The sequence below is a fragment of the Bradyrhizobium sp. IC3123 genome, assembly GCF_020193625.1.
Taxonomy (GTDB): domain Bacteria; phylum Pseudomonadota; class Alphaproteobacteria; order Rhizobiales; family Xanthobacteraceae; genus Bradyrhizobium; species Bradyrhizobium yuanmingense.
In genome coordinates, this window is the sequence record NZ_JADYVF010000026.1 from 38997 (window position 1) to 51260 (window position 12264).

The window sequence follows — 12264 nt, forward strand, 5'->3', positions numbered from 1 at the left end:
AACAGATCTGATCCGGAAATCATGCGGGAAGGGGCGAGGTCGAGAGGAATGATCGATCCATCCAGGCCACAGACATTCAGCTCCGACGGGATCATCGTTCCATTACGCTTTCGGACCTACCGACGCGTCTGGCTCGCCAGCTTGCTCGCCAATTTTGGCATCCTGATGCAAGGCGTCGGAGCGGCCTGGGCAATGACTCAGATGACGTCGTCCGCGGACCAGGTCGCGCTGGTGCAGACGGCGCTTCTGCTGCCGATAATGCTGATTGCAATGCCAGCTGGCGCTATTGCCGACATGCACGACCGTCGCATTGTCGCTCTGGTTGCGCTCTGGATTGAGCTTTGCGGCGCCATCGCGCTAACCATAGTCGAATGGTCGGGCTTCACTACGCCGACCTTGTTGCTGGTGCTTTGCTTTGTTATGGGCAGCGGCATGGCATTGAGGGGGCCTGCCTGGCAATCCTCTGTCAGCGAGCAGGTGCCGCCCGCCACGCTGCCGGCTGCGGTTGCGCTCAACGGGATCAGTTACAACATTGCGCGCAGCTTTGGGCCCGCAATCGGCGGTATTGTGGTTGCGACCGCGGGCGCCGTTGCCGCCTTCGCGCTGAATGCATGCTTCTATCTGCCGCTGCTGGTCGCACTGTTCCTTTGGAAGCGCGTCGCCGAGCCGTCGCGGCTGCCGCGCGAACAACTGAGCCGCGCCATTGTCTCAGGCGTACGCTATATTACCAACTCGCCGTCAATCAAGATCGTGCTGACGCGCACGTTTTTGACCGGTATGATGGGCGGTTCGATTTCGGCGCTGATGCCGCTTATTGCGCGCGATCTCTTGCATGGAGGTGCGCAGACCTATGGCGTCATACTTGGCGCCTTCGGCCTTGGAGCGGTTGTGGGAGCGGTCTTCATAGGCGAGGTGCGCAAGCGAATGAGCGGCGAGGCAGCGGTGCGTGCCTGCGCCCTGTCGATGGGGAGCGCCATCGCTGCGGTCGCCCTGAGCGATAATTCGATAATCACGGCGGCCGCTCTGCTGTTGGCAGGCGCGGTGTGGACGACGACGATGACGCTGTTCAACATTGCCGTACAGCTCTCCGCTCCGCGTTGGGTGGCTGGCCGATCGCTTGCGGCCTACCAGGCTGCAATCTCGGGAGGAATTGCGATCGGCAGCTGGGTCTGGGGGCGCCTCACGGATGGCGCCGGTGTTGAGGTCGCGCTGCTGGCTTCCTCGGCACTCATGCTACTCTCTCCACTCCTAGGACTCTGGCTTCGAATGCCCCCCATCACGGCAAGTGAGCAGGATACCGAGTCGCTCGCCGATCCCGAGGTACGGCTAACGCTCACCGCTCGGAGTGGCCCGCTGGTAGTCGAGATCGCATATCGCGTCTCGCAGGAGAATGCGCGGGCCTTTCACAACGTCATGCAGAATGTGCAGCTATTGCGACAACGCAACGGGGCCTATGGTTGGTCGATTGCGCGTGACATCGCCGACCCAGAACTATGGATCGAGCGCTATCACTGCCCGACTTGGCTAGACTATTTGCGCCAGCGCAATCGCTCGACTCAGTCGGAGCGCGCGCTAGATCGGCGCGCTTCGGCTTTTCATGTTGGTCCTGACCCGGTACGCGTCCGCCGCTTGCTGGAGCGCCCATTCGGATCAGTGCGATGGAAGGAAGACGTGCCCGACCGCACTGCGTCCGAAATGCCGCTCGATGATCCTAAACGTGGCGGCAGATAGCGTTAGTCCTCCGCTGGAGCCAGGACATCTACGGTCCAACCGAGGCGAAACTCTCGGTTGCAAGGCTCTCCGCAGCGAGAGAACCTGATGCGACGACGCGTGTGCTCAGACGTCGGACACCGGGTACGCCCGGTTCGCCGGTGTGTTCAATCAACATCCCCGGAACAAGCTAGCCATCTGTGAACGTGCCCGGCGCCGCTGCTCGGTCCTTAACGTGGAAGGATTGTGAACACCGGCACCGATGGCTTTAGCGCAGGAGAGTGCCGGTTTGGTGCGTACTTGATGTCTGCTTTCCGTATCCGTGCGGTGAAGGCCGCGTTGCCGAATGAGGCGTGTTGTTGAGTACTGTCCTTATGGACATGTGTGGACGCCCCCAATGATGCAAGAAGAATCTTTGGAACGAGCAAGGAGCGCGGTCGGGTGCTGACATGTGTCCGGCCTCTGATGCGGCCGTTACGTGCCGCCGGCCCGCATGGGAGTTCGCGGAGCGGGTCCAATTCAGTGATGCGCGCTCGGGGCGCGTGTCCATAACCTGGTTTTCCCGATCCCGTCTCTGACCTTTGCGCCATACTCTCCGTTCGACCTTCTCGCACCGCGGGTAGCAGTGAAGCTAGCCCGCCATAGCGGGAGCTCGATACGTTCCGCCTCTTGCCATCAATGCCCAGACTATGCGCGCCATCTTGTTGGCAAGCGCCACAGTCACCAGGATGGGTGGCTTACGATTCAGCATGTTCATGAGCCATTGGTTAGAAGAGCCCTTGAGCCTTGCCCATCGCACCGCAGCACTTGCGCCGATGATCAGTAGTCTGCGCAGTGTTCGCTCACCCATTCGAGAGGTCTCGCCAAGCTTCTGTTTTCCTCCGGTTGAGCGCTGCAGCGGTGTTAGACCGAGCCAAGCTGCAAAATCGCGGCCCTTCTTGAAGGCCTGAGCAGTCGGGGCTAATGCAACAAGCGCTGTCGCGGTAACAGGTCCTATACCAGGAATAGTCATCAATCGCTTGGCTTCCGTATCCGCTTTAATACGATGGGCAAGTTCTTGGTCTAAACGTGCGATCTTCTCATCCAGGGACTGCAACAGATCGACGAGCAATTGTAGGATCGATTGGGCCATCGTGGGAGTATCTGCTATCCTTTCCAGGAGTTTGGCGACGTGACACGGCCCCTTTGCGACGACGATCCCGAACTCAGCCAGATGGCCTCGTATTGCATTGATGACCTGGGTTCGCTGGCGAACCAGTAGAACGCGAGCACGAAATACTAGGGACGCTGCCTGTTGCTCCTCTGTTTTTATTGCTACGAAACGCATGGTTGGCCGCTGTGCGGCTTCACAGATCGCTTCCGCATCGGCTGCGTCGTTCTTTTGCCGCTTCACAAACGGCTTGACGTAAGACGGTGCAATGAGACGAATCTGATGCCCCAATTTTGCGATCTCTCGCCCCCAATGATGGCTGCTCGCGCATGCTTCCATGGCGACCGTAGAGGCCGGCTGCGTGGCGAAAAACTTGAGTACCTGATCCCGTCGCAGCTTCTTGCGGAAGACCACGGCTCCTGAAACGCTCGAGCCATGTACTTGAAACACGTGTTTCGCAAGATCCAGCCCAATTGTACCAACTCCTGACATGGGAACCTCCGTTTCGAATGATGCGCGGCGCCACTTTGCCACAATGAAGCTGTGAGGGGGCGTCCACCCCATCAGTGATAGGCGCAGTGCCCAAGTCGAAGGGCTTGAAGTGGTGGACACGGGCCGGCGACTGCGCTGGTCCGAGGATGAGAAGCTCAAGATCGTCCTGGAGAGTTTACAGGCGCCGCGTCAAGTCGCGGCAACGCTGTTTCGCGCTCATTGTTTCCGCGATGGCGACGGTCGCTCGGCCTGAGCCGAAGGATGCCGCCCATCAACCTAGCTTCGTAACGGAGATGGTGGTCGCGGAATCAGCGCCGGCGCCTTGTCCAGTCGCGCCGGCAAGCAGCGGCGGATTGATCGAGATCGAGTTTGCTGCCGGGGTTCGGATGCGGATCACGATAACGTACAGAGTCTTTCGCACTTTCAGGATTGACGGCTTCTTCTAGAATGAAGGGGCTTTGAATGAACGATGGGAATGCCATGGGTCAGGTGATCCAAATTGATGAGGCCCGGATTCGAGATCACCTGGGCGAGATGGTCCGCGGGACGGTGGAAGAGACCCTGAACGCCATGCTGGAGGCCGAAGCGGACCAGCTGTGCGGGGCTGGGCAGTATGAGCGCAGCCCGGCCCGGCAGGACACACGGGCAGGCAGCTACGAGCGAACGCTGCACACCAAGGGGGGCGACGTCAATCTGAAGGTCCCGAAGCTACGGCGGCAAACCTTCGAGACGGCGATTATCGAGCGCTACCGGAGGCGGGAGAGCTCGGTCGAGGAGGCGCTGATCGAGATGTATCTGGCCGGAATTTCGGTTCGGCGGGTCGAAGACATCACGGAGGCGCTGTGGGGCACCCGGGTCAGCCCGAGCACAGTGTCGAACCTGAACAAGATCTATACCAAGATCGAGGCGTGGCGGAATCGCAGGATCGAAGGCGAGCATCCATATCTCTATCTCGACGGCATCGTGATGAAGCGCAGCTGGGCTGGTGAGGTTCGCAACGTCTCGCTGCTGGTGGCCTCGGCGGTCAATGCCGAGGGGTTCCGAGAGATCCTCGGCTTCTGTGAGGGCGCCAAGGAGGACAAATCCGGCTGGTCATCGTTTCTGCGGCATCTCGTCGATCGCGGTCTCAGGGGCGTGCAGTTGGTTGTTTCCGATGCGTGCCGAGGTCATGTCGAAAGCGTTGCGGATTATCTGCCGGAGGCCCGCTATCAACGATGCATGGTGCATTTTTATCGCAATGTCTTCAGCCACGTGCCGTCGACCCGGGTCCGCGAGGTGAGCCACATGCTCAAGGCCATTCATGCCCAGGAGAGCCGCGCCGCGGCCGACGACAAAGCCAGGACCGTCATCGCGGATCTGCGGGCAAGCCGTATGGCCAAAGCTGCTGATCTCGTCGAGCAGGCGGTTCACGAGACGCTCGCCTACTATGCCTTTCCGGACATCCATTGGCGGAAGATTCGAACGAACAATCCGCTCGAGCGCATCATGAAGAAGATCCGGCGACGAACCCGTGTCGTCGGCGCCTTCCCCGACGGTCAATCCTGTCTCAACTTGGCGGCGGCCCGGCTGCGGCACATTGCCGGAACCGCGTGGTCGACCAAATGCTACATGAACATGCGACCGCTCTATCAGCCACAACTCTCTGAAACCGGAGCCGTCGCTGCAGCGAGACCGAACTTTGGACCAGCTAGAATTAGAGTTTTGCGCCTCTGATCACGTTGGCGGGCTGGTAGCGCCGACGTGTTTTTGCAGCAAAATCGGCGGCCGATTGCCGATCGCCCCGTGGGGCCGTTCCTCGTTATAGTATCTTCGCCAAGTCTCAACCTTTTCCTGGGCGTCCGCAAGGGACAGGAACCAATGGGCATTGAGACATTCGGCCCGGAAGCGCCCATTGAAGGCTTCGATAAAGGCGTTGTCGGTCGGCTTGCCTGGCCGTGAGAAGTCCAGCGTGACACCGCGCTGGTAGGCCCACAAATCGAGGTCGCGCGACACAAACTCGCTGCCTTGATCGACGCGGATCGTGGCAGGGATTCCCACTTCATTGCAAAGCCTTTCCAGAACATCCACGACATCGGTGCCGCGGAAGGTGAGCCGCGGCTCCAGCGCCGGCGAGAAGCGAGAGAAAATGTCGATGATCGTGAGCACCCGGAGCTTGCCGCCGGTTGCCAGCTGGTCATGGACAAAGTCCATCGCCCAGATCTCGTTGACCCGCGTCGCTGGCCGGCGGTCATCGCGCAGCTTGGCCTTGACCCGGCGCTTTGGCGATTTGTTACGCAATTGCAGGCCCAATTCGCGATAGATGCGACGCGTCTTGTTCTGGCCGTGATGCCATCCGTCGCGGCGCAGCAGCACATGGACGCGGCGATAGCCGTAGCGAACGCGAACATGGCAGATCTCCTTGATCCGAGCTTCGAGGGTCGCCTGGTCGGAGCGACGAGATTTGTAGTGATAGGTCGACCGGTCGAACTCGAGGGCCGCACAGGCCTTGCGGATCGACACCTGCCACTCACCGCAAACCTCATCGACGAGCTTGCGCTTCCGACCAGGCTTCACAGCTTTCGGCGGATCACGTCCTGCAGCATCTCCTTGTCGAGTGACAGATCAGCCACCAGCTTCTTCAGCTTGGCATTCTCGTCCTCGAGCTGCTTCAACCGGCGCATCTCCGTCGGCAGCAGCCCGTCATACTTCTTCTTCCAATTGAAATAGGTCGCCTGGCTGATCCCGGCTTTGCGGCAGATATCCGCAACCGGCACCCCGTCATTGCCCTGCTTCAGGATAAACGCCTTCTGGGCGTCCGAAAACTTCGAGGCCTTCATCGTTGTCCGCTTCTCCCAGCCGAGGGGATTTACGCAGCGCAACTCTAGCCAAAAATGGTCCAGTTTGCCGGCCTCAGATCATCGCCTGATCAAAAGTGCGAAACATTCTGGACAATACCCGGATCCAGGCACCGTCGACGCGGCGATGCTGAAGGCCGCGGTCGCGGCACTGGCCGATGGACGGCGGTGATGATATCCATTGTGTCGGGCGTGCGGGTATAGATTGCGACCGCTCACACCGATATGCGTCGCGGCATGAACTCGCTGGCCTTGCTGGTGCAGGAAGCGTTCACGTGCGACCCGCACGGCGGCGACCTCTATGTGTTCCGTGGCAAACGCGGCAAGCTGATCAAGATCCTTTGGTACCATTGCACTTGATACGGAGTGCTGAGGATCCACCTATGAGGAACGCAGCCAAAGTGAGTTCAATTGTTATGGACGTCGCTTTCGTCGCATCGCTTAGGCTTGATGACGTTTTTACGCGCCATATACCTCAATGCGCAGCAATCCGGCGACGTGCATCGAATAGCCTGCGGGCACGACACTGGCCTCAAGGTCGCGCCGAGCGCAATGAGAAGGATGCGCCTGCACAGATTGGCTAAACGGCTCGCCGGCGCTGTGACAGCGTTGTTTGCCGGCAGCGCGGTGGCAAATTCCGCCAACTGCCCGCGGCAGTATGCGCTCGGCACATCGCGCGTGCTCGCTGTCGATGCGGAGACCTATCCGCGCGTGGGGCTGGGAAGCTTTCCAGAAACCCTTCCTCTGGCGGACCATGAGGTCGTCCTTACCTTCGATGATGGACCACGGCCCCCGAATACAGAAAAGGTGCCGACGGCACTCGCGCAGAAATGCGTGCGGGCCACGTTCTTCCTGGTCGGCAGGTCCCCCGCAGCATTCCCCGAGCTCGTCCGCCGCATTGCCACCGAGGGGCACACAGTTGGGCACCATAGCTGGTCGCATCCTATGATGTCGAAGATTCCGCTCGAACAGGCTACGGAAGATATCGATCGAGGCATTGCGGCCGATGAACTGGCGCTCAACGGCGTCTCGATCACAACTCCGTCGGCAAATTTCTTTCGGTTTCCCTATTTCGACTCGCCCCCTGCGGTGCTCGACCACTTGAAGTCACGCGGGATTGCTGTGTTCGGTGCTGACCTTTGGGCGAGCGATTGGGCGAATATAACCCCAGATCGAGAACTACGGAATCTGATCGAGCGGCTAACGACCGCGAGAAAGGGTGTCATTCTGCTGCACGACGCCCAGGCCCGAACGGCCGCCACGATGCCGTTCTTGCGCTACCTGCATGAGAACGATTATCGGATAGTACATCTGGTGCCGGCTGCCCCGACCGTGACGAACGCTGAGATACCCCCTTAATCCCCGCATGGTCGACTGAACGACTCGCACTTGTCGCGCGGACGACGGGGGGTCGTGAACCTAGCAGGCTAGATAGTCGGGGTGAAAGATCACGCCGACTTAGGTCAGTCGGGGCGCTAGGCGCCAGCTTCTGCTCACCATTTTCTACTTGCGAACGGCGGGGCAGAACGTTGAAAAGAGCTACATCGACTTCGCGACGAATTCGATCGGCGCCTTGGACATAGAGGCGATGCCTATGGTCGCTGCCTCGACCACGACTCTGGCGATCCGCATCGACCCCACTATGGTCATTCGCCGCAGTGTCGCGCACTTCAGCGAGCTCTTACATTCCTGTTTGCAACATTCCCCTGGATGCAGGCGCGGACATCGGAGTTTTCGTCAATCCTCCGACGAGGCTTCAACTGGCACAGCGAAACCTACCTTTACGCGGTCTACTACGACCATCGTCTTGACCGCCTTGATGTTTGGGTTCGTATAGAAGAACCGCCTGGTGAACTGCTCATAGTCCTCCATGGTGGGCGCAGTAATGTATAAAAGGAAGTCCGCGTCGCCAGTAACGTAGAATCCATTCACGACTTCAGCGGACGATTTGATGGCCTTTTTGAACTTATCGACTATTTCCGAACTTTCCCGCTCCAGGCTTACCAGCAGTAGCATTTGAATGGGTCTGCCAACCGCCTTCGGCGAAACGATCGAGATGTCGGCCTCGATGATGCCTTCCGAGCGGAGTCGCTTCAGTCGTCGCTGACACGCGGTAGCGGAAAGCCCGACCATTTCGCCGATGACATCGGAAGTCAGTCGGTTGTTCTTTTGCACGATCTCGAGGATGCGGGCGTCTATTCGATCGTATCGCATAGTTGCTGCCACGGAGATGAACTTCATTGATAAATGCCACCGGTATACAGAAAATCGACCGAATGAAGAAGAAATGCAAAGGTTTTCGACACGCCGCCTGCTTCCCGCCCCCATGAGAAGTCGCTGCGGGCAACCCCAAGGAAGCCCGTCTGGTCCCGCTGAAGTTGTGATCGTCAGAATCATCTCGGGATTGAGCACGTCAAGAAGGACACTTACGCCGCGAGCCGGTTAACGGTAAGCGCTGTTCGGTGGGGTGACGGGGTGATCTGCGAGGCTGCGGTTCGGTTTGGACCCGTTAGGTTTAGAATGGGCACAGTGCATACTACTATCACGGAGCCGGTGCGGCGGCTCCAGGTCTTCAACCGAGCCGGCCGTCGGCGGAAGTGGAACGACGAGGACAAGGCCCGGGCTGTTGCGGAGATCGTTACGAGTGGCGGCTCGGCTCGGTAACGCGACAGCATGGATTGTCGCCGCAGCAGCTGTTTTGCTGGCGCCGTCAGTTGCGAGCAGCAGCGCGCGGTCATTTCGAAGCAGAAAAAGTACAGTTTGTGCCGGCGGTGGTGGATGCCGTAGTGCCGGCGGCCGCACTTGGGCGCGAGCGCAAAGCGGTGCGCCGCAAGGCCAAGGCCGGGGTCATCGAGATCGAAGTTGACGGCATCACGATCCGGGCGTCCGTGGTGCGGACCCGACGATGATTGCGTCGATCATCCAGGCGCTGAAGGTGAGCTGGTGATCGGGCCGTCGGGTGCGGTCCGGGTGATGGTGGCGACCAAACCGGTAGACTTCTCCATGGGAATGGAGGGGCTTGTTAGCCGGCGTGCGAGAGCATGGGGGCAAATCCGTTCTCGGGAGCTGTCTATGTGTTCCGGAAGCGGGCGGATCGGATCAAGCTAGTGTTCTGGGCCGGAACGGGCCCGTGTTTGTTCGTCAAGCGGCTCGATGATGGGATCTTCCGCTGGCCGAAGTTCGAGTATGGCGTAGTACCTGTCGGCGGCGAATTGTCGGCATTGCTCGAAGGCTTCGACTGGCGGCGTGTCCACGCGCGACGAAAGACGCCGGCGCCAACGCAGCTGGATAGTTGTTGGCGGCGCTGCGGCGAAGTGAATCAGAAGCGCCAGACGCGTCGCCCTGATGGCGGCGAATATGCTCTGAATTGGGTGTTAGCGAGGCCCTGCCTGACGATCCCGAGACGTGCAAAGCTGCTTGCCGAGCGGTGCGAGAGCGAACGACTGCGTCAGATCATCAAGGAATTGCAGCGGCATCGGTTTGGCCGGCCAGCAGAGACACTGCCTGAAGATCAGATGCTGCCGGGCCTGGAGGACGTCGAGCAGGTGACAGCGTACAGCGAGATGGCGCAGGACGTCAGCGCCAGCTGAAGGCCGTGAGGTGCGAGCCGTAGGCGCCGCGGCAACCGTGACGCCTAGCCGACGCACCTGGCGCGGATCGAGCTCGTCGTTGACATTGAGAACAAGACATGTGCCTGGTGCCAGAGCGAGCTACATCGGATTGGCGAGGATAGAAGCGAGCGGCCGGACCCGGTTCGGGCGCGGTTCCGGATCCTCGTGACGCGGCGTCCCAAATACGCCTGCCCTGCTTGCTAAGACGGTGTCATGCAGGCACCGGCCCCGACACGGTCGATCGAGGGCGGACTGCCGACCGAAGCCGCCGTCGCCCAGGTTCTGGTGTCTAAATATGCCGATCACCTGCCGCTCTATCGGCAGGCCCAGATTTACCGCCAGGGTATTGAGTTTGGCCGTGGCGGACCGGGTGCGGCAGGCGGTCTTCCATCTGCGTCCGTTACATGAGCGCCTCCTTGGCAAGCTCAAGCAACGGCCAAAGCTGTTCGCCGACGAGACGACACGCGCCCCAAGACGGGTCAGCTCTGGGCCTATACGGCGGACGACCGGCCATGGGGCGGGCGCCGATCCGCCGGGCGTCTCCCATGTCTATGCCCTCCGATCGCCTGAACGCCGACCACTTAAGTGGCGGGTCGGCCGGGGTGAGCTTAGCCAATGGTCCCGAGCGCCACCATGGTGCAGACGGCGACCGGCCGACGTTCCCCGCGCGCTCCACTTGCGGCGGCGCATAGCGCGTCCTTCTTTAGCTTCAATCACTAGGCTCGCGTTGCTTCAAGCACAGCCGCTCAATGAAACAACTGCGTGCGGACCTTCCTAAGCTCTCCGTCAAAGTCTGCTTGGTACTGAGTGGGGCGCATTAAACCAGTGCGACCCGCGAACCATCTCTGGTCGGCCTCCCGGCGAGCCGTGAAACGGTCCACGCATTTCCTGGAGCAAAGAACAGTTCGCCAAGAGTCGTGGCGGATCAGCCCGAACTATCCGCCGCAGACGCCACAGCGCTTTACTGTACATGGAGGGTATTATGAGAGCTGTTGTGCATTCTCGCCTCCTGCTGATGCCATGCGGAGAGTCGCCGCGCACCGTCGTGGCGCCGCATCTCGCCCGCACGTCACGTGCGGCGTCGGCATTTCAAGTGCCTGCATCAACTGACACCGGCGCAACAGTTGACTCTGGTGTGCGCCTGCTTGGCGAAGCGGCACGCTGTATCCCCGTGCCTCGCCAGCCAAATCTTCAAGCTAACTATACCAATGTTTGCAATCCTAGTTGATGCGCGATTCGCCCTTTGTCGCTGTAATCCTGCGTCTAACTCGGATCAGTCGCCGAAATTCGACTCATCTGGCAGCGGCTGCGCATAGCTGCGATCGCCATTAATCTGTGAGACCTTTTTTTCGCTGATGGACGGGACGCGCCAAATACTCCGCGGGCTGGCGAGAATATTGACGTGTCATTCTGAGCTGCTTGAATCCGCCCAGAGAGCGGTCTCGCTGGGACTTTGGCTGTGAGCTTGCCTTGACCAGGAGTTCGGCAGACATCACCGTCCGCATCGAATCTCCCTTTACGACAGGAGGAGGAGCATATGAAATACCCGATTGGACTACTCCTTGCCGTGTTACTCCTCGGTCCAGTTCTGGCTCAGAAAACTCAGCGAGAACCTATGCTGATTGAGCAGATACGACCCGGAGTGACCTACGAGGATTGCGTCACCCGCTGCCAAAAGTGCGGAAGCGGCAAGAATCCGTACTGCATCAAGAATTTCTGCACCGGTTATCCTCACCGAAAGCCCGGCGCGGCACCGTTGCCAGTGGTCTGCCCACAGTACTCATAGGCCTGTCACAGTTGGGAGCCTCCTTAATTCGGCGAATGTCGCCGTGTTAAAGTTCCCGATGAACGCGTTCTGCATGGGCTTGCCCCGCGATGTACTGCTAGGTAGCGCGGCTCTGTATCGGCTTACGTCAGAATTGCGTTGCTGTGAGTTCGGTGTCGTTGTCGCTGACCAGCGTCTTGGGCTTCCCGCGTTCGGTGATCAGCCGGTCTAGCTCCCGCGCCACCCGGGTGCCGGGAGCAAGGGATCGGCCACCAGTGCCAGACAATGGTCAGAATACGGAAGGGACGGACGTCGGTCAGCTGGTCCGATAGAAAGTGGGAGCCTCCAACGATCGTTGGAGATCATCGGCCGCCATATCAGCGCCATAGTCCCAATTGCCCGCTTACGGCCGCCATGGCGCCGTAGCCTTGTGGTTGACCAGATAGCCCTCCCGCTTGAGCAGCATGTGCGGGCGTCGACAGCCGAAACGGCGACCTACCTCGGCGATCACCCTCTCGCGCTTGGCGTTGGCCGGCATCATCCGCCCGGGTCGCCTTGCTCATCGTCATAAAGCAGCAGCCGATGACTTTACACGCCCGCAGTTCGCTCATCCCGAAGGCTCCACGGAGATGGGCGACAGCTTTCCGCTTGGCCGCTTGCGTCACCATTAATGGGATGGTCCGCACCGTCCTCCTCCCTCAT

At 60.0% G+C, this 12264-nt stretch carries 9 protein-coding genes and 3 pseudogenes; 7 read left to right on the forward strand and 5 right to left on the reverse strand.

Features of this window, described 5'->3' with window-relative positions; all coding sequences use genetic code 11:
- The first annotated feature begins 48 nt into the window (after positions 1–48).
- Positions 49–1731, forward strand: a complete 1683-nt coding sequence (locus tag I6F20_RS36725) for an MFS transporter (RefSeq protein ID WP_225131263.1) — start codon at positions 49–51, stop codon at positions 1729–1731.
- A 610-nt stretch (positions 1732–2341) separates the two neighbouring features.
- Here I6F20_RS36725 and I6F20_RS36730 read toward each other — a convergent pair.
- The gene (locus I6F20_RS36730; protein ID WP_225131265.1) at positions 2342–3352 is read right to left on the reverse strand and encodes an IS110 family RNA-guided transposase; all 1011 of its coding nucleotides are present in this window, start codon (positions 3350–3352) and stop codon (positions 2342–2344) included.
- Between the two features lie 308 nt (positions 3353–3660).
- Positions 3661–3834 (reverse strand): hypothetical protein, encoded by a 174-nt coding sequence (locus tag I6F20_RS36735; RefSeq protein WP_225131267.1) that lies wholly within the window; start codon positions 3832–3834, stop codon positions 3661–3663.
- Between I6F20_RS36735 and I6F20_RS36740 the strand changes: the two genes are divergently transcribed.
- Complete coding sequence (locus tag I6F20_RS36740; RefSeq protein ID WP_225131268.1) at positions 3833–5065, forward strand: IS256 family transposase; 1233 nt, start codon at positions 3833–3835, stop codon at positions 5063–5065. The genes I6F20_RS36735 and I6F20_RS36740 overlap by 2 nt on opposite strands.
- Here the strand turns inward: I6F20_RS36740 and I6F20_RS36745 are convergent.
- A protein-coding gene (locus I6F20_RS36745; RefSeq protein WP_225131270.1) for an IS3 family transposase occupies positions 5066–6168 on the reverse strand; the annotation gives its coding sequence in 2 pieces (ribosomal slippage) (positions 5066–5907 and positions 5907–6168; 1104 coding nt in all).
- 222 nt (positions 6169–6390) lie between these two features.
- On the opposite strand from I6F20_RS36745, the gene tnpB (I6F20_RS36750) reads away from it, so the two are divergent.
- Both tnpB (I6F20_RS36750) and I6F20_RS36755 read left to right on the forward strand, forming a co-directional pair.
- Positions 6391–6546, forward strand: coding sequence for an IS66 family insertion sequence element accessory protein TnpB (gene tnpB / locus I6F20_RS36750; RefSeq protein WP_225131278.1), 156 nt, complete (start codon positions 6391–6393; stop codon positions 6544–6546).
- Between the two features lie 192 nt (positions 6547–6738).
- Entirely contained in the window at positions 6739–7545 is an 807-nt protein-coding gene (locus tag I6F20_RS36755) for a polysaccharide deacetylase family protein (protein ID WP_463671693.1), read from the forward strand.
- Between the two features lie 378 nt (positions 7546–7923).
- Here the strand turns inward: I6F20_RS36755 and I6F20_RS36760 are convergent, their stop codons facing one another.
- Positions 7924–8400 carry an Lrp/AsnC family transcriptional regulator gene (locus I6F20_RS36760; protein WP_071917732.1) on the reverse strand — a complete coding sequence of 159 codons (477 nt, stop codon included), beginning with the start codon at positions 8398–8400 and terminating at the stop codon, positions 7924–7926.
- 464 nt (positions 8401–8864) lie between these two features.
- On the opposite strand from I6F20_RS36760, the gene I6F20_RS36765 reads away from it, so the two are divergent.
- The 3 genes and pseudogenes from I6F20_RS36765 to I6F20_RS36775 all read left to right on the forward strand — a co-directional run.
- On the forward strand, positions 8865–9095 hold the full coding sequence (locus I6F20_RS36765; RefSeq protein ID WP_249786645.1) for a hypothetical protein: 231 nt from the start codon (positions 8865–8867) through the stop codon (positions 9093–9095).
- Between the two features lie 132 nt (positions 9096–9227).
- A pseudogene (gene tnpB / locus I6F20_RS36770) lies at positions 9228–9428 on the forward strand (IS66 family insertion sequence element accessory protein TnpB); the annotation flags it as partial.
- A gap of 113 nt (positions 9429–9541) precedes the next feature.
- Positions 9542–10383, forward strand: a pseudogene (locus I6F20_RS36775) (IS66 family transposase); the annotation flags it as partial.
- 1197 nt (positions 10384–11580) lie between these two features.
- Here I6F20_RS36775 and I6F20_RS38595 read toward each other — a convergent pair.
- Positions 11581–12230, reverse strand: a pseudogene (locus tag I6F20_RS38595) (transposase family protein); the annotation flags it as partial.
- Between the last annotated feature and the right edge of the window lie 34 nt (positions 12231–12264).